The sequence below is a fragment of the Methylobacterium sp. UNC300MFChir4.1 genome, from assembly GCF_900110155.1.
Classification (GTDB): Bacteria; Pseudomonadota; Alphaproteobacteria; order Rhizobiales; family Beijerinckiaceae; genus Methylobacterium.
Genome location: NZ_FOCS01000017.1, coordinates 1 through 20,124 on the forward strand (window position 1 = coordinate 1; position 20,124 = coordinate 20,124).

Annotated in this window: 22 protein-coding genes; 12 read left to right on the forward strand and 10 right to left on the reverse strand. The window is 72.0% G+C overall.

The annotated features are described in order from the left end of the window. The 4 genes from BMY19_RS20855 to pdxY form a co-directional block, all read right to left on the reverse strand. On the reverse strand, positions 1-479 hold a 479-nt coding region (locus BMY19_RS20855; RefSeq protein ID WP_107351051.1), incomplete at its 3' end, for an IS110 family RNA-guided transposase. A 254-nt stretch (positions 480-733) separates the two neighbouring features. Continuing rightward, positions 734-1,456, reverse strand: a complete 723-nt coding sequence (locus tag BMY19_RS20860) for an NUDIX hydrolase (protein WP_100252817.1) — start codon at positions 1,454-1,456, stop codon at positions 734-736. Then, positions 1,449-2,333, reverse strand: a complete 885-nt coding sequence (locus BMY19_RS20865; RefSeq protein ID WP_100252818.1) for a PhzF family phenazine biosynthesis protein — start codon at positions 2,331-2,333, stop codon at positions 1,449-1,451. Before BMY19_RS20865 ends, BMY19_RS20860 begins: the two co-directional genes overlap by 8 nt. Positions 2,334-2,390: 57 nt before the next feature. Beyond that, a complete protein-coding gene (gene pdxY / locus BMY19_RS20870; protein ID WP_020092476.1) occupies positions 2,391-3,239 on the reverse strand; it encodes a pyridoxal kinase PdxY in 849 nt (282 codons plus the stop codon). A 136-nt stretch (positions 3,240-3,375) separates the two neighbouring features. Here pdxY and BMY19_RS20875 point away from each other — a divergent pair, with 136 nt between their 5' ends. The 4 genes from BMY19_RS20875 to BMY19_RS20890 all read left to right on the forward strand — a co-directional run bounded on the left by BMY19_RS20875 (position 3,376) and on the right by BMY19_RS20890 (position 7,041). Beyond that, complete coding sequence (locus BMY19_RS20875; protein ID WP_100252819.1) at positions 3,376-3,897, forward strand: DedA family protein; 522 nt, start codon at positions 3,376-3,378, stop codon at positions 3,895-3,897. A 16-nt stretch (positions 3,898-3,913) separates the two neighbouring features. Next, entirely contained in the window at positions 3,914-4,690 is a 777-nt protein-coding gene (locus BMY19_RS20880; RefSeq protein ID WP_100252820.1) for a cobalamin-binding protein, read from the forward strand. 115 nt (positions 4,691-4,805) lie between these two features. Then, a complete protein-coding gene (locus tag BMY19_RS20885) occupies positions 4,806-5,318 on the forward strand; it encodes an MmcB family DNA repair protein (RefSeq protein ID WP_056523543.1) in 513 nt (170 codons plus the stop codon). Between the two features lie 118 nt (positions 5,319-5,436). Then, positions 5,437-7,041, forward strand: a complete 1,605-nt coding sequence (locus BMY19_RS20890) for a Na+/H+ antiporter (RefSeq protein WP_100252821.1) — start codon at positions 5,437-5,439, stop codon at positions 7,039-7,041. A gap of 15 nt (positions 7,042-7,056) precedes the next feature. Here the strand turns inward: BMY19_RS20890 and BMY19_RS20895 are convergent, their stop codons facing one another. After that, complete coding sequence (locus tag BMY19_RS20895) at positions 7,057-7,335, reverse strand: hypothetical protein (RefSeq protein ID WP_100252822.1); 279 nt, start codon at positions 7,333-7,335, stop codon at positions 7,057-7,059. Between the two features lie 149 nt (positions 7,336-7,484). Then, complete coding sequence (locus BMY19_RS20900) at positions 7,485-7,934, reverse strand: GNAT family N-acetyltransferase (RefSeq protein ID WP_100252823.1); 450 nt, start codon at positions 7,932-7,934, stop codon at positions 7,485-7,487. A 176-nt stretch (positions 7,935-8,110) separates the two neighbouring features. Here BMY19_RS20900 and BMY19_RS20905 point away from each other — a divergent pair, with 176 nt between their 5' ends. From BMY19_RS20905 to glyS, 3 genes are all read left to right on the forward strand, one after another. Beyond that, on the forward strand, positions 8,111-9,019 hold the full coding sequence (locus BMY19_RS20905; protein ID WP_042671539.1) for a glycine--tRNA ligase subunit alpha: 909 nt from the start codon (positions 8,111-8,113) through the stop codon (positions 9,017-9,019). Between the two features lie 233 nt (positions 9,020-9,252). Next, a complete protein-coding gene (locus BMY19_RS20910; RefSeq protein WP_042671538.1) occupies positions 9,253-9,696 on the forward strand; it encodes a DUF3828 domain-containing protein in 444 nt (147 codons plus the stop codon). Positions 9,697-9,748: 52 nt separating this feature from the next. Further along, the gene (gene glyS / locus BMY19_RS20915) at positions 9,749-11,848 is read left to right on the forward strand and encodes a glycine--tRNA ligase subunit beta (RefSeq protein WP_100252824.1); all 2,100 of its coding nucleotides are present in this window, start codon (positions 9,749-9,751) and stop codon (positions 11,846-11,848) included. Positions 11,849-12,027: 179 nt separating this feature from the next. On the opposite strand, the gene BMY19_RS20920 is transcribed toward glyS, so the two are convergent. Together BMY19_RS20920 and BMY19_RS20925 are read right to left on the reverse strand one after the other, a co-directional pair. Further along, positions 12,028-12,708, reverse strand: a complete 681-nt coding sequence (locus tag BMY19_RS20920) for a 3-oxo-tetronate 4-phosphate decarboxylase (RefSeq protein ID WP_091927287.1) — start codon at positions 12,706-12,708, stop codon at positions 12,028-12,030. Further along, positions 12,705-13,712, reverse strand: a complete 1,008-nt coding sequence (locus tag BMY19_RS20925; protein ID WP_100252825.1) for a LacI family DNA-binding transcriptional regulator — start codon at positions 13,710-13,712, stop codon at positions 12,705-12,707. Before BMY19_RS20925 ends, BMY19_RS20920 begins: the two co-directional genes overlap by 4 nt. A gap of 307 nt (positions 13,713-14,019) precedes the next feature. Here BMY19_RS20925 and BMY19_RS20930 point away from each other — a divergent pair, with 307 nt between their 5' ends. The 5 genes from BMY19_RS20930 (at position 14,020) to denD (ending at position 19,427) form a co-directional block, all read left to right on the forward strand. Next, positions 14,020-15,342 carry an MFS transporter gene (locus BMY19_RS20930; protein ID WP_091682313.1) on the forward strand — a complete coding sequence of 441 codons (1,323 nt, stop codon included), beginning with the start codon at positions 14,020-14,022 and terminating at the stop codon, positions 15,340-15,342. Between the two features lie 106 nt (positions 15,343-15,448). Beyond that, the gene (gene ltnD, locus BMY19_RS20935; protein WP_100252826.1) at positions 15,449-16,357 is read left to right on the forward strand and encodes an L-threonate dehydrogenase; all 909 of its coding nucleotides are present in this window, start codon (positions 15,449-15,451) and stop codon (positions 16,355-16,357) included. Positions 16,358-16,369: 12 nt separating this feature from the next. Beyond that, a complete protein-coding gene (otnI, locus tag BMY19_RS20940; RefSeq protein WP_100252827.1) occupies positions 16,370-17,152 on the forward strand; it encodes a 2-oxo-tetronate isomerase in 783 nt (260 codons plus the stop codon). Further along, positions 17,149-18,423, forward strand: coding sequence for a 3-oxo-tetronate kinase (gene otnK / locus BMY19_RS20945; RefSeq protein ID WP_100252828.1), 1,275 nt, complete (start codon positions 17,149-17,151; stop codon positions 18,421-18,423). Before otnI ends, otnK begins: the two co-directional genes overlap by 4 nt. 26 nt (positions 18,424-18,449) lie before the next feature. Continuing rightward, on the forward strand, positions 18,450-19,427 hold the full coding sequence (denD, locus tag BMY19_RS20950) for a D-erythronate dehydrogenase (RefSeq protein ID WP_100252829.1): 978 nt from the start codon (positions 18,450-18,452) through the stop codon (positions 19,425-19,427). A 4-nt stretch (positions 19,428-19,431) separates the two neighbouring features. Here denD and BMY19_RS20955 read toward each other — a convergent pair whose 3' ends face one another. Further along, positions 19,432-19,833, reverse strand: coding sequence for a type II toxin-antitoxin system VapC family toxin (locus tag BMY19_RS20955; protein ID WP_100252830.1), 402 nt, complete (start codon positions 19,831-19,833; stop codon positions 19,432-19,434). After that, a complete protein-coding gene (locus BMY19_RS20960; RefSeq protein WP_100252831.1) occupies positions 19,833-20,072 on the reverse strand; it encodes a type II toxin-antitoxin system VapB family antitoxin in 240 nt (79 codons plus the stop codon). The genes BMY19_RS20955 and BMY19_RS20960 overlap by 1 nt, the downstream gene beginning before the upstream one ends. Positions 20,073-20,124: the final 52 nt, after the last annotated feature.

Below are 20,124 nucleotides of genomic sequence, written 5' to 3' on the forward strand. Positions count from 1 at the left end.
AGTTCGAGCGCGTGCCGCAGGCCCCGCGCCATCTCGATCCCAAACTCGGCGAGCAGGCCTCGGATCATGTTCACCAGCTGCGTGCGTTGCTTGACCAGCAGGTCGCGCGTCCGGTGCAGCGCCAGCGCCGCCTGCTGCTCGGTCGCCTTCACGGGCACGAAGCGCATGCTGGGGCGCGTCACCGCCTCACAGATGGCAGCGGCATCGTTCGCATCGGTCTTGCCGCGCTTGACGTACGGCTTCACGTAAGCCGGCGGCATCAGCCGCACGTCATGGCCGAGCTTTATGAGTTCCCGGGCCCAGTGATGCGCCGTGCCGCACGCCTCCATGCCGATCAGGCACCGCGGCAGCTTGGCGAAGAACGGCGTGACCTGCGCCCGCCGCAGCGCCTTCCGAACGACGACGTGCCCAGCTGCATCGACGGCGTGAACCTGAAAGATGCTTTTGGCCAGATCGATGCCGACGGTGGTGATCTCCATGGGGATGGCTCCTGCATGAGCGTGGCTGCTGCTTCGACAGCGACCACATCTTGGCACCGAGATGCCGTCAGTCGGAGCGGGAGCCATCCACCCCATCTGCTTTGTGCGGGGCTGTTCGGTGGAAGGCCGAGTTTATGCTTGCCGCGAGGGCGGTCAATGAAACGGAAATCTGTATTGCCCGCGGTCGGCGAACGAGACGACATCCGGCTGACCTCCGCGGGGAGACGAATGTCTTTCCCCGCGCGCCGCGCCGGTCAGCGGGCGGGCGGGAACGCGTCCGCCAGATAGGCCCGCACGAAGCCCGGCATCCGCGCGGGATCGATGTCCTCACGCCCCCGCACTATGTGCATCCCGGCGAGCTCCGGCTCGGCCTCGGCGCCGAGATGGTCGGCGATCCGCGCCACGATCCTCGCGGCCGGCTCGGGGAAGCGCACCGGCCGCAGGAAGGCGAGCTGGCCCTCCCCCTCAAGAAGCACCCAGTCCGTCTCAGCCCCGGCCGGCAGCGCGAGGCCGGTCTCCTCGGCGAGTTCCCGGGCGGCGCTGCCGGTGAGATCGACCCGCGCGCCGCGCACGTCGTCCGGATCCGGGGTGCCGCAGGGGAAGTAGAGCTGGCCGGCATTGGCCGTGTGGGCGCCCATCTCGCCGAGCAGGACGGCGCCGTCCGCCGTCCAGGGCACGATCGCCGCGAAGGCGTTGGCGATGCGCGCCTCGGGGTGGGGCCTGTCCCGGTAGTAGGTGAAGGTCGCGTAGCGCGTCGCGAACAGGTCGAGCCGGGCGACCCCGTCGGCGACCGCGTGGTCGCAGCACAGCAGGACGGTCCCGTCGAACATGCCGGGGCTGCGGCGCAGCCGGGTCTGCCAGTGGGCCGCGATGGCGGCTTCGTGCACGCGCGGGAAGGCCCAGTCGTGGTCTACGAACCGCGCCGCCACCTCCGCGACGCGGGTGATCCGGAAGCCGTCGGAGGAGCCTTCAGACATGCAGGCTGCCGTCCGACAGGATCACGGCGGCGCCGCCGATCTCGACGCCCTGCAGGGCGCCGGCCGCGATCGTGAGCTGGAGCGCGATGTCGCTCGGCCGCCCCATCGCCTCGCCCTGGCGGATCGCCACGTCGTGGGTGCCGTCGCCCAGCGCCTCGAACTGCATCAGCACCCCCGCGAAGGCGGAGGCCGCCGAGCCGGTGGCGGGATCCTCCGGCACGCCGACATTCGGCGCGAACATGCGGACGCGCCAGCGCTGACCGGTGCCCTCGGGATCCGGGGCGTAGAGGTAGAGCCCGTCGGCCGGATCGGGCGCCTGGGCCGTCCGGGCGGCGTCGAGGGCGGCGACCGACGCCACCGGCACGCAGGTGAAGGTCGGCCCCACGCCGTGGCGGCTCGGCGCGTGCCGGCCGGTGCCGATGTCGCCGGGCTCGAGGCCCAGGAGCCGCGCCAGCACGGCGGGATCGGGGCCGGGACCGAGGTAGTCCGGCAGGACCGGGAGGCGGAACCGGGCCCGTCCGCCGGTCCCGTCCGCCAGGGTCTCGACCACGCAGGGGACGATCCCGATCCCCTCCTCCAGGCCGAAGGCCCGAGCGTCGTCCCGGGTCGGGTCCTGCAGCGCCAGCAGCACGGCGGTGCCCACCGTCGGGTGCCCGGCGAAGGGCAGCTCCCGGGCGGGGGTGAAGATGCGCAGCGACGCCCGGTGCCGGGCCTCCGCGGGCGGGAAGACGAAGACCGTCTCCGACAGGTTGAACTCCCGCGCGATGGCCTGCATGGCCGCGGTGTCGAGCCCCTCCGCGTCGAGCACCACGGCGAGTGGATTGCCGGCGAGCCTCCGCTCGGTGAACACATCGAGGGTGACGAAGCGGCGCGCCATCGGGTCGATCCTTCCTGCTCTCTGCGGACTTGGGCGGAGCGGTTTGCCGGGGGCGCCTCAGACCGCCTCGACCGGAAACCGCGCGCTCGGGTTCACGTACTCCTCCTGCGCGGCGACCGTCAGGATCTCCCGCGATCCCGCCTCGGCGGTGCGCTTGAGCAGCCCGTAGATCGAGGCCGCCGCCGCGCCCAGCGCCGCCTCGGCCGAGCCGGTCCGGGCGTAATGCACCAGGAACAGCGCCGCGATGCAGTCGCCGGCCCCGTTCACCGCGATGGCGAGCCGCGGCGTCCGGACCCGGAACACCCGCCCCTCCGCGCCCGCGAGCAGGTCGATGCTGTCGGCGGGCGTGTCGGCGCAGAGCGCCGAGGTGACCAGGACCACCCGCGGCCCGCGCGCCCGGAGCGCCGCGATCGCGGCCCCGGCCTCCGCCAGGGTGCCGCTCGGCAGGCCGGTGAGCAGGCCGAGCTCGAACTGGTTGGGGGTAAGGATGTCGGCGGCCGGGACAGCGCGCTCGCGCAGGAACGCCTCGATGCCGGGCCGCACGTAGACGCCCTCCTCGACGTCGCCAATCACCGGGTCGCAGCAGTAGAGCGCCCGCGGGTTCGCCGCGCGCACGGCGTCCACCGCCTCCAGGATCGCGGCGCCGATCTCCGCCGAGCCCATGTAGCCCGACAGGACCGCGTCGCAGCGGCCCAGGACGCCGCGCTCGCCGATGCCGCGCACCACCTCGCGGATCATCGCCGCGTCGAAGACAGGGCCGCGCCACGCGCCGTAGCCGGTGTGGTTTGAGAACTGAACCGTGTGGACCGGCCAGACCTCGACCCCGAGCCGCTGCATCGGGAACACCGCCGAGGCGTTGCCGACATGGCCGTAGGCGACGTGGGACTGGATCGACAGGACGTTCAACGCGGGACTCGCTCGTTGTCCCGCTACGGTTAGCCGGTTCCCGCGCCGGCCGCACCCCTGTCCCTTGCCGCCCTCCCCCGCGCGCCTCAGATGGGACCGACCCTTCTCCCATCCCCCGAGCCCCGTTCGGAGCCCCATGGACATCGAAGCCCTGCGCACCTCGACCCTCGCCTTCGTGGAGGCGCACAAGGCCTGGACGCCGGTCATCGCGGGCGGCCTCGCCTTCTGCGAATCGATCGCGATCCTGTCGCTGTTCGTCCCGGCAACCGTGATCCTGGTCGGCATCGGGGCCCTCGTCGGCGGCGCCGACATCCCGTTCTGGCCGGTGGTGATCGCCGCAGCGCTCGGGGCCGCCCTCGGCGACTGGATCTCGTACGAGGCCGGGCGCTGGCTCGGGCCGGGGGCGAAGACCAAGTGGCCGCTGCGGCGCTATCCCGAGCTCATGGCCAAGGCCGAGGCCTTCATCGGCCGGTGGGGCACCGCCGCGGTGGCCCTGGGGCGCTTCTTCGGGCCGGCCCGCGCTCTGGTCCCGCTCTTTGCCGGGATCCTCGGCCTGTCGCGGCTGCCGTTCCAGCTGGCCAACGTCGCCTCCGCGCTGGTCTGGGCCTTCGTCCTGCTGGCCCCCGGGGCCGGGCTGCTCACGTGGCTCGACCGATAATCCGGCTCGACCGCTGATGCGCCGCTTCCCGCCCGAGCGGATCGTCTGCCTCACTGAGGAGACGGTCGAGACCCTGTACCTCCTGAGCGCGGAGGACAGGATCGTCGGCGTCTCGGGCTACGCGGTGCGTCCGCCCCAAGTCCGCCGGGAGAAGCCGCGCGTCTCCGCCTTCACCAGCGCGGACATCCCGAAGATCTTGGCGCTGGCGCCGGACCTCGTCCTGGCCTTCTCGGACCTCCAGGCCGGCATCGTCGCCGACCTCGCCCGCGCGGGCGTGGCGGTCCACCTGTTCAACCAGCGCGACGTGGCGGGCTGCCTCGCGATGGTGCGCACGCTCGGCGCCCTCGTGGGTCTGCCGGAGCGGGCCGAGACCCTGGCGGCGGGCCTCGAGGCGCGGCTGGCCGCGGCCGCCGCCTCGGTCCGGAACCGGCCGCCCCCGCGCGTCTACTTCGAGGAGTGGGACGCGCCGATGATCTCCGGCATCGGCTGGGTCTCGGACCTGATCGGCCTCGCGGGCGGCCGGGACATCTTCGCGGAGCTGAGCCGCCAGCCGGCCGCGAAGGACCGGATCGTCACCGCCGAACAGGTGATCGCGGCCGCGCCCGACGTGATCCTCGCCTCGTGGTGCGGCAAGCGGGTCAATGTCGAGCGCATCCGGTCCCGGCCCGGCTGGGCGGCGATCCCGGCGGTGCGCGACGGGCGCATCCACGAGATCAAGTCGCCGCTGATCCTGCAGCCCGGCCCGGCCGCCCTCACCGACGGGTTCGACGCGATCCGGGCCTGCCTAGGGTGATCGCCCCGGGGTGATGCGTGGGGCGATGCCGCGCCGCAGGTGACGGACCGGGCGCGACTTGGCAGGATGTCCCGATTCGGTACAGACGCACCCGCAGACGCATCCCCCGAGCTCGATGTCCGCTTCCCTCGGCCTTCCCGATTCCGCGCCCCCGGCCGTCGAGGCGCTGCTGCCGCCCGACCGGCGGCAATCGCCCACGGCCCTGCGCATCCAGCGCGGCGTGCGCCGGCTGTTCTCCGAGATGGGCTGCGTCACCCTGCCGGAATTCTCCCTCGTCAACGGCCGCCGCGCCGACGTGATCGCGCTCTGCGGCGCCGGCAAGCTCACCATCGTGGAGATCAAGTCGAGCGTGGCCGATTTCCGCGCCGACCGGAAATGGCCGGATTACCGCGACTTCTGCGACCGGTTCTTCTTCGCCATCCCCGAGGACGTGCCCGAGTCGCTGATCCCGGAAGAGTGCGGCCTGATCGTCGCCGACGCCTACGGGGCCGGGATCCTGCGGGAGCCGCCCGAGCACCCGCTGAGCGGCGCCCGCCGCAAGGCCGTGACGCTGCGCTTCGCCCACAGCGCCGCGCGCATCCTGCACGCGCTGGCCGACCCGGGCGCCGTGCGGGAAGGGGCTCTCTAGGGCGCGGCCCGCACTGCGACCCTCGGCGAACCTTCGGTCGACGCGGTATTCATCCGACAAGGAAACGTCCTAGAACGGCCGCGCTTGCCGGGCCTCCGGCGCCGGGCCCGATCCACCGATGACATCCGTCGCCCTGTTCGAGCTGATCCTCGGTCTCCTCGGCGCGGCCCTGCTGCTGTCGCTGGCGGCCGGGCGCCTCGGTTTCCCGCCGGCCGCCGCCCTCGTCGTCGGCGGCATGACGCTGGCGGTGGTGCCGGGCCTGCCGGCCTTCGATCTCGATCCGGACCTGATCATGGTCCTGTTCCTGCCGCCGCTCCTGCTCGAATCCGCCTACTTCACCGTCTGGCGCGACTTCCGGGCGAGCCTCGGCCCGATCCTGTCCCTGTCCCTCGGTGCGGTCCTGTTCACGACCCTCGTGGTCGGGCTCGTCGCCCACGCGGTGGTGCCGTCCCTGCCCTGGGCCGCCTGCTTTGCCCTCGGCGCCATCGTCTCGCCGCCGGACGCGGTGGCCGCCAAGGCGGTGCTGGCCCGCGTCGCCCTGCCCCGCCGGATGATCACGGTCCTGGAGGGCGAGAGCCTCGTGAACGACGCCTCGGGCCTCGTGCTCTACCGCTTCGCGGTGGCGGCGGCGCTCACGGGCACCTTCAGCGCCTGGGCGGCGGCCGGCAGCTTCGCGTGGCTCGCGGTGGCGGGTGTCGCGGTCGGGATCGCGTGCGGGGTGGCGGTGACCCTGGTGATGCGGCGGATGCACGACGCGAACGCCATCACGGTGCTGAGCTTCCTCGCCGCCTACGTCGCCTACCTCGCGGCCGAGGAGATCCACGCCTCCGGTGTCCTGGCCGTGGTCGCTTGCGGCCTGATGATGGGCGGCCGGGAGCACGAGACCTTCGACGCGCATGCCCGCCGCCATTCCGTGGCGGTGTGGGAGTTCGTGGTCTTCGTGCTGGAGGCCCTGGTCTTCGTGCTGATCGGCTTGGCGCTCCGCGGCGTGCTCGCCCGGACCGTCGGCCAGATGGGCGCGCTCGCGGCGGAGTTGCCGCTGGCGCTCGCCGTCACGGCGACCTGCGTCGTCGCCCGTCTGCTCTGGGTGTTCCCGGCCGTCTACCTGCGGCGGCTCCTGTCGCCGCGGGTCCGCGCGCAGGAGCCCGCCCCGAACCCGGCCGTGCCGCTGATCGTCGGGTGGGCCGGCATGCGCGGGGTCGTCACAATGGCGGCCGCCCTGGCGCTGCCGGTGGATTTCCCCGGCCGCGACGCGATCCTGGTCGCGGCCTTCGCGGTGATCCTGTTCACCGTGCTCGTGCAGGGCACGACCCTGGGGCCACTGATCCGCAGCCTCCGCCTCGACCCCGCGGCGCACCTCCCCGAGGGCCACCTCGACGCGCCGATGGCCCGCGTCGTCGTGAACGAGGCCGGGCTCGCCGCCCTACAGGGCTTGGTGTTCGCCGAGACCGGGGCGCTGAAGCACCCGCGCCTCGTGGAGGAGTACCGCCGCCGGGTGCGGGCGGCCTCGCGGGACCGCGACGAGCGGGCGGCGCTGGAGGCCGAGAAGACCGAGCACTTCGCCGCCGCCCTGCTCGCCGTGCGCTCAGGCCGGTCGGCCCTGATCGACCTGCACCGGCAGAACCGGATCCACAGCTCGGTGCTGCGGCAGCTCGAGACGGAGATCGACTTTGAGGAACTCCATCTCAAGCGTCTGGCCGGGACCGCACCGGCCCACGGCTGAGTCGGGGCGCTGGCGTCAGTGGGCCGCGCACCCGTCCGCCGACTGGCCGTAGCCGCTGTAGACCACCCGAACCTTGCGCAGGCAGCTTCCCTCAGCCTTCGGCGCGGCCGCCACGGGGGCGACCTCTACCGGATAGACCCGCAGGGTGGCGGCCACCGGCTGGTCTTCGGAAGTGGCGAGCGCACGGCTGGCGCTCATCACGAAGGGCGTGGCGGCCAGCGACGAGATGGCGAGCGCGGCGAAGACGGCGATGTTCTTGCGGCCGAAGCTGGTGCGGATGCGAGCATTGTACATGACGGGTCGTCCGACGTTCTGTATTCGGCAGCGCTGAGGTGCCGAGATCCCCTGTTGCGCTGATAACTTGGCCGTCAGCTCGGCGGTTCCGGTTTATTGCCCAAAAACCGCCACGCTTGGGTGTCCCGGCGCACGTCGGGCGCCGGCGCTCAGAAGATCCTGCGGTACTGCACGAAGCCCGGCTTCTCGGCGATCCGCTCGTAGAGCTGCATCGCGTCGGCGTTGGTCTCGTGCGTCAGCCAGTGGACGCGCGAGCAGCCGGCGGCCTGTGCGGCCGCGTAGACGTGCTCGATCAGCCGACGGCCGATCCCGAGCCCGCGCGTGCCGTCCGCCACGAACAAGTCCTGGAGGTAGCAGTAGTCGCCGATCGTCCAGGTCGAGCGGTGGCGGATGTGGTGGACGAGGCCGACCGCCTCGGCGCCGCGCCACGCCAGGGCACCGTCCACCGGCTCGGCCGGATCGTTGAGGCGCTGCCAGGTCGTGTCGGTGACGGCGTCCGACAGGTCAACCTTGTAGAAGGACTGGTAGCCCCGCCAGAGCGGCAGCCAAGCGTCCCGGTCGCCGGGGCCGATCGGGCGGATCGCGAGGTCAGGATCCATGATTCTCTCCGTGGGTGCGCAGCCAGCGGACCATCATCGGCACCGCATAGGCAACCCGGGCTGCCGGCGCCGCGCCCCCTCGGTCGACACCCTTCGCCTTGCACCCCTCGCCGCCCGCACCTAAACCGGCCCGCCGGCGGCCCCAGCCGCCGCGCGATCCCGAGCTGCCGAGACCGATGTCCGAGAAAAAATCCTTCCAGGGTCTGATCCTGACGCTTCAGGAATTCTGGGCGGCGCAGGGCTGCGTGATCCTCCAGCCCTACGACATGGAGGTCGGTGCCGGTACGTTCCATCCGGCCACGACCCTGCGGGCGCTCGGCCCGAAGCCCTGGAAGGCGGCCTATGTCCAGCCCTCGCGCCGGCCCAAGGACGGCCGCTACGGCGAGAACCCGAACCGGCTCCAGCACTATTACCAGTTCCAGGTCATCCTGAAGCCAAACCCGCCGAACCTGCAGGAGCTCTACCTCGCGTCGCTCGCCGCCATCGGCGTCGACCTCAAGCTCCACGACATCCGCTTCGTCGAGGACGACTGGGAGAGCCCGACTCTGGGCGCCTGGGGCCTCGGCTGGGAGTGCTGGTGCGACGGGATGGAGGTCAGCCAGTTCACCTATTTCCAGCAGGTGGCGGGCTTCGAGTGCGCGCCGGTGGCGGGCGAGCTGACCTACGGGCTGGAGCGGCTCGCCATGTACGTCCAGGGCGTCGAGAACGTCTACGACCTGGACTTCAACGGCGCCGAGGGCGCCGACCGGATCACCTACGGGGACGTGTTCCTGCAGGCCGAGCAGGAGTACTCCCGCCACAACTTCGAGGCGGCTGACACCGCGATGCTGTTCCGCCAGTTCACCGACGCGGAGGCCGCTTGCCGATCCTACCTCGCCGCCGGCGCGCCGGACGCGGAGGGTGAACGCCACCGCATGGCGCAGCCGGCCTACGACCAGTGCATCAAGGCGAGCCACGTGTTCAACCTGCTCGACGCGCGCGGCGTGATCTCGGTGACGGAGCGCCAGAGCTACATCCTCCGCGTGCGCGAACTGGCCAAGGCCTGCGGCGCGGCGTGGTTGAGGACCGCCGCCGGCGGGGCGTGAATCATTCCGACGAAACCGGCGCGCGTCGCAGACTTCGCATGCCCCGTCTTTGCGAGCGCAGCGAAGCAATCCAGGGTCGCGCCTCGCTGCCAGACGTCCCGACGCCCTGGGTCGCTTCGCTGCGCCCGCGATGACGGAGGGGTGCCCCATCGCGGAGCCCCTTGCCCCCTCGCGCGTTGCAACCCCCGCCAACCGGCGCGCCTCGGCGCGTCCGCAGACGCGGGACATGCCCAATGAAGAAGACGATCCTCGCCCTCAGCCTCCTCGGATTCGGCCTCGCCCCCGCGCTGGCGGCCGATCCTGGGCCTGAGGCCACGGTGAAGAAGCTCTACGCCGAGCCGCACCCGAATCACTCCTCCGTGTACTCGAAGCGCCTGCAGGGCCTGTTCGACGCCGACGCGAAGCAGGCCAACGGCGCCACCGGCAACCTCGATTTCGACTACCGCCTGAACGGCGAGCCCCTGAAGCCCGACACGGTGAAGAACCTGACCTTCAAGGAGGCCACCGAGGGCAAGGACCAGGCGAAGGTCACGGTCGAGCGCAAGGGCGGCAACGGCGCCAACGTCATCGTGTACGACCTCGTGCGCGAGGACGGCGGCTGGAAGGTCTCCGACGCCCACGCGATCGGCGACCGGAAGTGGCAGCTCTCGACCATCCTCAAGGGCGAGTCGCGCTGAGCCCCGCGCGCCGACCCTCGACAGGGGTGCGGCGCGGCGATATGGCCGCCCCATGCCCGACCTCCTGCTCGAACTCCGCTCGGAAGAGATCCCCGCCCGCATGCAGCGGCGCGCGGCGGAGGATCTGAAGAAGCTCGTCACCGACGCCCTCGTGGCGCGCGGCTTCCTGTACGAGGGCGCCCGGGCGTTCTCGACGCCGCGCCGCTTGGCGCTCCACATTGCCGGCCTCCCCGCCCGGGGCGAGGCCGTGCGCGAGGAGCGCCGCGGCCCGCGGGTCGGCGCGCCCGAAGCGGCCGTCCAGGGCTTCCTGAAGGGCGCAGGCCTGACGAGCCTCGACCGGGCCACGACCGTCACCGACCCGAAGAAGGGCGAGTTCTACCTCGCGGTGATCGAGCGGCCCGGCCGCGAGACGCTCGACGTGCTCGCCGAACTCCTGCCCGAGATCGTCAAGAGCTTCCCCTGGCCGAAATCCATGCGCTGGGGCGCGGCCTCGGCCGAGCCGGGCTCGCTGCGCTGGGTGCGCCCGCTGCAGTCGATCGTCGCGACCTTCGGGCCCGAGACGGAGACGCCGGAGGTGGTCCCCGTCTCGGTCGCCGGGATCGCGGCCGGCACCGTGACCTACGGCCACCGCTTCCTCGCCCCCGAGGCGATCGAGGTGCGCCGGTTCGACGACTACATCCAGGCGCTGGAGCGGGCGAGAGTCGTCCTCGACCCTGAGCGGCGCAAGGACGTGATCCTGCACGACGCCCGCGACCTCGCCTTCGCCCGCGGCCTCGATCTCGTCGAGGACGAGGGCCTGCTGGAGGAGGTGTCGGGCCTCGTGGAATGGCCGGTTGTGCTGATGGGCTCGTTCGACGCGTCGTTCCTCGACATCCCCGCCGAGGCGATCCGGGCGACCATCCGGGCGAACCAGAAGTGCTTCGTTCTGCGCAAGGGCGGCTCGGAGGACCTGGCGCCGGCCTTCATCCTGGTCTCGAACCTCGTCGCCACCGACGGTGGTCAAGCGATCACCGCCGGCAACGAGCGGGTGGTCCGGGCGCGCCTGTCCGACGCGAAGTTCTTCTGGGAGACCGACAAGGCGACCCGCCTGGAGGACCGGCTGCCCAAGCTCGACAGCATCGTCTTCCATGAGAAGCTCGGGACGCAGGGCGAGCGGATCGCCCGCATCGCCGCCTTGGCGAAGGACCTCGCGCCGCTGGTGGGGGCCGACCCGGCGCTCGCCGAGCGCGCCGCGCGCCTCGCCAAGGCCGACCTCGTCACCGAGATGGTCGGCGAGTTCCCCGAGCTTCAGGGGTTGATGGGCCGCAAATACGCGGCGCTCCAGGGCGAGCACGACAGCGTCTGCGCGGCCATCGAGGAGCACTACAAGCCGCTCGGCCCCTCCGACCGGGTGCCGACCGATCCGGTCTCGATCGCGGTGGCGCTCGCCGACAAGCTCGACACGCTGGCGGGCTTCTGGGCGATCGACGAGAAGCCCACGGGCAGCAAGGACCCGTTCGCCCTGCGCCGAGCCGCTCTCGGCGTGATCCGGCTGATTCTCGACGGCGGCCTGCGCCTGCGGCTGCTGGAGCAGGTCGGCGCTGCGGATCGCGGCCTCGCCGGGCGGGCCGGCGCCGACGCGCGGGATCTCCTCGGCTTCTTCGCCGACCGCCTGAAGGTCTATCTCCGCGACCAGGGCGCCCGCCACGACCTGATCGACGCCGTCTTCGCCCTCCCCGGCCAGGACGACCTGCTGATGGTCGTGCGCCGCGTCGAGGCGCTCGGCCAGTTCCTCGACACCGAGGACGGGAAGAACCTGCTCGCGGGCTACAAGCGCGCGGCCAACATCCTGCGGATCGAGGAGAAGAAGGACGGCCGCGCCTACGATGCCGCGCCGGACGCCGCTCTCGCTGCCGCGGGTGAGCCGGCCGAGCGCGCCCTGGCCGAGGCCCTGGCGAAGGCGCGGGAGACCGCCTCGGCGTCCATCGCCCGCGAGGATTTCGCCGGGGCGATGCAGGCGCTCTCGACGCTGCGCGCGCCGGTGGACGCGTTCTTCCAGGACGTGACCGTCAACGCGCCCGACGCGAAGCTCCGCGAGAACCGCTTGGCTCTGCTCAACGCGCTGCGCGCCGCAACGCGGGAAGTGGCTGAGTTCGCGAAGATCGAGGGGTGAGGCGGAGACCACCGCAGCCCCATCCTACCATCCTCCCCCTCATCCTGAGGTGCCGGAGCGTCGCGGAGGCCTCGAAGGAGGGCTCAGGGATCGCGGCGGCGTCTGGAGGGCTCCTTCGAGGCTCGCTGCGCTCGCACCTCAGGATGAGGTGGTCTGATGGGAGAGCGGACCCACCGCCCTCACCCGTGATCGTGCCCGGCATGGTCGTCCGGCTCCGGCAGGGTCAGGCCGAAATGGCTCACCAGATCGGCCACCTGCCCGGGGCTCAGCTGCCGCGGGTTGAGGTTGCGCAGGAGCAGGTAGAGCTTGGCGGTCTCTTCCAGCTCCTCGGTGGCGAAGACCGCGCCCTCCAGGCTGTCGCCAGCCACCACCGGGCCGTGATTGGCGAGCAGCACCGAGCTGTACTTTCCCGCCAAGCCCCGGATCGCGTCCGCCACGGCCGGGTCGCCCGGGCGATAGTAGGGCACGAGCGCCGTGCCGCCGGTCCGCATCAGGTAGTAGGGCGTCAGCGGCGGCAGCACCTGCCTGGGGTCGACCTCCGGCAGCATCGAGACCGCCACCGCGTGGGTCGAGTGCAGGTGGACGATGGCCTTCGCCTCGTTCCGGCTCTCGTAGAGCGCGCTGTGCAGCGGGATCTCCTTGGTGGGCTTGTCGCCGGAGACCAGCCGCCCCGCATCGTCCAGCCGCGAGATCCGCGCCGGGTCGAGGAACCCGAGCGACGCGTTGGTCGGCGTGACCAGCCAGCCGCCGTCGGGCAGGCGCAGCGAGATGTTGCCGGACGAGCCCGGCGTCAGGCCGCGCTCGAACAGCGAGCGGCCGTAGCGGCAGATCTCCTCGCGCAGCCGGCTCTCGTCGCTCATGCGGTCGCTCCCTCGATCAGCTCGAATCCGAGATCGATTTTCCTCGGGCCTGCGCCGGTCAGGCAGGCGGCGGCCTGCCGGCCGATCTCCAGGCGCGGCGTGCGCACCGTCGACAGGGGCTGCGGCATCGCCGCCGCGAAGTCGAGCCCGTTGAAGCCGAACAGCGCGATCCGCCCCGGCACTGCCAGCCCCGCCGACAGGCAGGCGAAGTAGCCGCCGAGAGCCATGTCGTCGTTGGAGAAGTAGACCGCGTCGAGATCGGGCACGCGCCCCAGCAGCGCCTCCAGCCCGGCCCGGCCCGAGGCCGGCGAGGACGGCCCCGGCCGGATCTCCTTGCCCCAGAGCGCCAGCCCCGCCTCCCCCAGCGCGGCTTCGAACCCGGCGAGCCGCTTGCCCGCCCGCAGGTCGACCGCGAGATCGTGGCCGAGATAGCCGATCCGCCGGTACCCGCGCGCCACGAGGTGGCGGGCGCTCGCCGCCCCGACGGCGCGGTTGGAGAAGCCGACCACGGCGTCGATCCCCTCCCCGTCCGTGTCGATCATCTCGACCACGCGCACGCCCCCGGCCTTCGCCAGGGCGACGGTGCCGGGATTGTGCTCCAGCCCGGTGAGCAGCAGCGCCGCCGGCCGCCAGGACAGGAGCGCGGCGGCCAGCGCCTCCTCCCGGTCCGGGTCGTAGTCGCTGACGCCGATCACGCAGGGGATGCCATCGGCGTCGAGGGCGGCGGTGAGGCCGCGCAGCAGGTCGGGGAAGACCACGTTGGCGAGCGACGGGATGACGACCCCCACGAGCCGCGCGCTCGCCCCCTGGCCGGCGAGGCTGCCGGCAAGGCGATTCGGCACGTAGCCGAGCCGGGCCACCGCCTCCGCCACCCGCTCGCCGGCGCGCTTGGAGTAGGAGCCGTGGTTGCGCAGGACCCGCGAGACCGTGCTCTCGCCGACCCCGGCCTCGCGGGCGACGTCGGTGAGGGTGACGAGCCGCCCCGGCGGCTGGATGTCGTCCATGGCCCCGCTCTCCCGGCGCGGTTTATTTTCACGACGCCCGTCGAACCTCCCGGCGTCCTTCCCTCATCCTGAGACGACTGCGAAGCGGGCCCCGAAGGAGGCCTCCGCCACGCTGCAGCGCCTCGGCATAAGGCAGGAATGGGAAGACCGTCCGCGTCGATCCACGACTGACATAGCGGCCTGCATTATCTCGCACAACCGGATTGGCAGCGCTGCCAAAAGGCGATATGGCACCGCCCCAGCGCCGCCCGACGAGCGGTGAAGAGCAATGTCCGGCAGCCGTGCGGCCCGGACCAGGGAGTACGCCATGTCGGTTCAAGCCGCCCCGCTGGGGGGCGCCACCGCACCCGCGGACGAGAAGTCCTTCGCCGACCGCACCTACGCGAAGGTGTTCTGGCGCCTCGTGCCGTTCCTGATGCTCTGCTACGTCGTGGCGTATCTCGACCGGGTGAATGTCGGCTTCGCCAAGCTCCAGATGTCCCAGGAGCTGAAGTTCTCCGAGACGGTCTACGGCCTCGGCGCCGGCATCTTCTTCCTCGGCTACTTCCTGTTCGAGGTGCCCTCGAACGTGATCCTGCACCGGGTCGGCGCCCGGGTGTGGATCGCCCGGATCATGATCACCTGGGGGGTGATCTCCGGGGCGTTCCTGTTCGTGAACTCCGAGTGGAGCTTCTACGGGATGCGCTTCCTCCTCGGTCTCGCCGAGGCCGGGTTCTACCCGGGCGTCATCCTCTACACGACCTCGTGGTTCCCGGCCCATCGCCGGGCCCGGGTGATCGCCGTGTTCATGGCGGCGATCCCGATCTCCGGCATCTTCGGCAACCCGCTCTCCGGCTGGATCATGGACGCGTTCAACGGCGCCCACGGCCTGTCCGGCTGGCAGTGGATGTTCCTGATCGAGGCGGTGCCGGCGGTGCTGATCGGCCTCGCAGTGTTCTTCTACCTCGACAACCGCCCCGCCGAGGCCAAGTGGCTGACCGACGCCGAGAAGCAGCTCCTCGAGCGCGACATCGCGGCCGACAACCAGGGCAAGGAATCGAGCCCGCACTCCATCGCCACCGTGTTCCGCAACGGCCGCGTGTGGTTCATGAGCCTGATCTACTTCGCCTTCGTCACCGGCCAGTACGGGCTGACCTTCTGGATGCCGACGATCGTCAAGGCGTCGGGCGTGCAGGGCAACTTCAACATCGGCCTGATCAGCGCGATCCCGTTCGTGTGCGCGGCGATCGTGATGATCCTGCTCGGCCGCTCCGCCGACCGGATGCGCGAGCGCCGCTGGCACCTGATCATCCCGGCGCTGATCGGCGCGGTCGCCTTCGTGGTCTCGGCCAATGCCGGCTCGACGACGCTCGCCATCGCGGCCCTGTCGGTGGCGGCGGCCGGCGTGCTGACCTGCTCGCCCCTGTTCTGGTCGCTGCCCACGGCGTTCCTCAGCGGCGCGGGCGCGGCGGCCGGCATCGCGCTGATCAACTCGGTGGGGAACCTCGCGGGCTTCGTCAGCCCCTACGTGATCGGCGCCCTGCGGGATGCCACCGGCAGCACCGCCACGGGCCTCTACGCGCTCGCCGCCATGCTGGTGGTCGGCGCGGTCTGCGTGTTCGTCACACCCGCCCGGATGGTCAACCGCTGACCTCTGATCCAGGCGCGACCTGGCCCCTCTCCCGCACGGGAGAGGGGACCCGCGCTTCGAGCGGCGACGCCGAGGCGCCCTTTCCCAGCTTCAGGAGCCGTCCCCGATGACCAACGCAACACCCCGCGCCGCGGTGATCGGCCTGGGCTCCATGGGCTCCGGCATGGCCGGCTCGCTCCTGCGGGCGGGCTTCGCGGTCTCCGCCTGCGACGTGAACCCGGACGCGGTGGCGCGCTTCGCGACCGCCGGCGGCCGGGGCGCCGCGAACCCCGCCGAGGCGGCGCGGGACGCCGACGTGGTGGTGAGCGTGGTGGTCAACGCCGCCCAGACCGAGGCGGTCCTGTTCGGCGAGAACGGCGCCGCCACCGCGATGCCGGAGGGCGCGGTGTTCGTCTCCTCCGCCACGATGGACCCGGCCGTCGCCCGGGCGCTGGCGGCGCGGCTGGAGGCCACCGGCCGCCACTACCTCGACGCCCCGATGAGCGGCGGCGCCGCCCGCGCGGCCGAGGGCGGCCTGACCTTCCTGGCCTCGGGCTCGGCGGCGGCCTTCGCGAAGGCGCGGCCCGCCCTCGATGCCATGGCGGGCACGCTCTACGAGCTCGGCGACGCGGCCGGCCAGGGCGCGGCCTTCAAGATGATCAACCAGCTGCTCGCGGGCGTGCACATCGCCGCCGCCTCGGAGGCGATGGCCTTCGCGGCCAAGCAGGGGCTCGACCTCCGGCGCGTCTACGAGGTGATCACCAAGTCGGCCGGCAATTCCTGGATGTTCGAGAACCGGGTGCCGCACATCCTCGACGCCGACTACAGCCCGAAGAGCGCGGTCGACATCTTCGTCAAGGATCTCGGCATCGTGCAGGACATGGCTCGGGCCGAGAAGTACCCGGTCCCGGTGGCGGCGGCGGCCCTGCAGATGTTCCTGATGGCGTCGGGCGCCGGCATGGGCCGGGACGACGACGCCTCGGTGGCGCGGCTCTACGCCCAGGTCTCGGGGGCGAAGCTGCCCGAGAAAGCTTGAGGGGACAGAACCATGCCGCGCTTCGCCGCCAACCTGAGCCTCATGTTCAACGAGGTGCCGTTCCTCGACCGGTTCGAGGCCGCGGCCCGGGCCGGGTTCGACGCCGTCGAGTTCCTGTTCCCCTACGAGCACGCGCCGGACGACATCGGCGCGCGGCTCCGGGCGAACGGCCTGACCCAGGCCCTGTTCAACCTGCCGCCGGGCGACTTCGCCGAAGGGGAGCGCGGGATCGCCGCCTTTCCCGAGCGGTTCGACGAGCTGAAGGCGGGGGTCGACACGGCGCTCCGCTACGCCGAGGCGACCGGCGTCGGCCGGCTCCACCTCATGGCGGGCCTCGCCCCCTGGGACGATCCCAGGGCGGTCGAATCCTACCGCCGGGCGGTGACCTGGACGGCGGAGCGGCTGGCGCCGGTCGGCCTCGACCTCGTCCTGGAGCCGATCAACGGCCGCAACATGCCGGGCTACTTCCTCAACGATTTCGGCCGCGCGGCCGACCTGATCCGCGACCTCGCCCTGCCGAACCTGAAGCTCCAGTTCGACCTCTACCACTGCCAGATCCTGCACGGCGACGTGACCGTGCGGCTGCGCGCCCTGATGCCGCTCATCGGCCACGTCCAGACCGCGAGCGTGCCCGAGCGGCACGAGCCCGGGACCGGCGAGATGGCCGACTTCTTCCTGTTCGACGAGCTGGACCGGCTCGGCTACCGCGGCTTCGTCGGCTGCGAGTACATTCCGGCCGCCGACACCGTCGCGGGCCTCGGCTGGCTCGCCGCCTACAAGGGGAGCGGCCGATGAGCCTCGCGCTGGGATGCGTCGCCGACGACTACACGGGCGCCTCGGACCTCGCCAACACGCTGACCAAGGCGGGCCTGCGCACGATCCAGACCATCGGCGTGCCTGAGGACAGCCGGTCGCTGCCGGAGGCCGACGCTGTGGTGGTGGCCCTCAAGAGCCGCTCGATCCCCGCCGACCAGGCCGTGGCGCGCTCCCGCGAGGCGGAAGCTTGGCTGCGGGCCCGGGGCGCGGCCCACGTGATGTTCAAGGTCTGCTCGACCTTCGACTCCACCGATGCGGGCAATATCGGCCCGGTCATGGACGCCCTGCGGGCCGAGGCCGGCGAGACCGTCGCCCTCGTCACCCCGGCTTTCCCCGAGACGGGGCGGAGCGTCTACCAGGGCAACCTGTTCGTCGGTTCGGTGCCGCTGAACGAGAGCCCGCTCAAGGACCACCCGCTGAACCCGATGCGCGACGCCAACCTCGTGCGCGTGCTCGGGCGCCAGAGCGGCAGTCCCGTCGGCCTGATCGACACCGCCACGGTGTCGAGGGGCGCGGAGGCCGTGGCCGCCCGCCTCGACGCCCTCGCGCAGGAGGGCAAGGGCGCCGCCATCGCGGACGCGATCTTCGACAGCGACCTCGAGGTGCTCGGCCGGGCGATCGTCGGCCGCAAGTTCTCGGTCGGCGCGTCCGGCCTCGGCCTCGGCCTCGCGCGGGCGCTCGCGGCCGACGGGCGGGGAACCCAGGACGCCGCCGGCGCGGCCGTGGGCGAGCCGGTGGGCGGCGCCTCCGCCTGCCTCGCCGGCAGCTGCTCGCAGGCGACCCTCCAGCAGGTCGCCGCCGCGGAGGCGATCATGCCGGTGCTGCGCCTCGACCCGGTGCGGCTGCTCGCGGGCGACGACGTGGTCGCTGAGGCCCTGGCCTTCGCGGACAAGCACTTGGCCTCGGGCCCGGTGCTGATCGCCACCTCGGCGCCGCCCGAGGCGGTGCGCGCGCTCCAGGCCGCCCACGGCGTCGACGCGGCCGGCCACGCCATCGAGGCGGCGCTGGCAGCGATCGCCGAGGGCCTCGTCGCCCGCGGGGTGCGCCGGCTCGTCGTCGCCGGCGGCGAGACCTCTGGCGCGGTGGTCGACCGGCTGGGTCTCACGGCCTTCCTGCTCGGGCCGGAGATCGCCGCGGGCGTGCCGGTGCTGCGCACGGCGGGCCGGCCCGAGCCGATGCTACTCGCCCTCAAATCCGGCAATTTCGGCGGCGCCGACTTCTTCGGCCGCGCCCTCGACATGATGGCCTGACGCCACAACCCGACGGGAGGTTTTCCATGCACGCCCTGATTCTCGGCGCCGCCGGCATGATCGGCCGCCGCCTCGTGGACGCCCTGGTGGGGGATGGCCGGGTCGGCGGACAGCCGCTCACCGCCCTCACCCTCCTCGACGTGGTCCCGCCGTCGGCGCCCGAGGGCTTCTCCGGCCCGGTGCGGGCCGAGGCCGCCGACCTCACGGCGCCCGGCGCCGCCGAGGCCGCCATCGCCGAGCGGCCGGGGGTCATCTTCCACCTCGCCGCCGTGGTCTCCGGCGAGGCCGAGGCGAACCTCGAGCTAGGCTACCGGGTCAACCTCGACGGCACCCGCCTGCTCCTCGACGCAATCCGGGCGGCCAGCGCGGCGGACGGCTACCGGCCGAAGCTGGTCTTCACCTCTTCGCTCGCGGTGTTCGGACCGCCCTTCCCCAAGGTCATCCCGGACGACCACATCCTGCGCCCCGCCTCCTCCTACGGGGTCCAGAAGGCCATGGGCGAGCTGATGCTCGCCGACTACGCGCGCCGCGGCTTCCTCGACGGGATCGGCCTGCGGCTACCGACGATCTGCGTACGGCCGGGCAAGCCCAACAAGGCGGCCTCGGGCTTCTTCTCGGGCATCATCCGCGAGCCGCTCGCCGGCCAGGAGGCGATCCTGCCGGTGCCCGACACGGTGCGGCACTGGTTCGCGAGCCCCGCGGCGGCGGTGGGCTTCCTCACCCACGCGGCCGGACTCGATCTCGCGGCGATCGGCCCGCGGATCAGCCTGACCATGCCGGGCGTCTCGGCGACGGTGGCGGAGGAGATCGAGGCCCTGCGGCGCGCGGCGGGCGACAAGGCCGTGGCGCTGATCCGGCGCGAACCCGACGCCACCATCGCGCGGATCGTCGGCTCCTGGCCGGAGGCGTTCGAGCCGGAGGCCGCCCTGGCCCTGGGCTTCCGGGCGGATGAATCCTTCGACGCGATCGTGGCCCAGCACGTGGCCGAGTTCCACGGGGGCTGAAGCCTCAGGCGAGGGCGGAGCGGATGTCGGTCTGCGGGAAATCGTCGCCGACATAGAGCAGCGGCACGCCGTGCACCTGTGCGCAGGCATAGGCGAAGCAGTCGCCGAGGTTCAGGCGCGCCGGGTGGCGGCCCTTGCCGTAGCGGGCATGGGCCGCAACGGCGATGCGGATTTCTGCAAGGCCGAGGGAGACCATCCCGATACCGACCGTCTCGCGGAAGCTGTTCACGAGTCTCTCGGCGGTCTCAGGCGGCAGCGACCGAATGCGAGCCACCGCCAAGACAGCCTCGAACTGGGCGAGGGCGCTGGTCAGACGATGCGGAGCTTGGCGGATACAATCTGCCACCCGTTCATATCCCTGCTCCTGGCACAGGATCGCCACCAGCGCCGACGCATCGATGAACATCAGTCCTCATAGAAGCTGTCGTAGAAGGTCTTGTCGGCCTTGAGGCCGGTCTTCGGGTAGGCGGCAAGGGCCTCCTGTATCGGGCGGATCTTCTCCAGAAATTCGGTCAGCGACTCTTCCCGCCGATCCAGCTCGTTCTGAAGCGCGATCCGCACCGCCTCGGTCTTGCTCACGCCGGCCCGCGATGCCAGCTTCTCGGCCAGCTGATTCACCTCTTCGCTGCGGATGTTGAGCGGCATGGCGGCCCCCGTGTAGACACGGAGAGGCTAGTGTCTACACACCCCTGCCGCA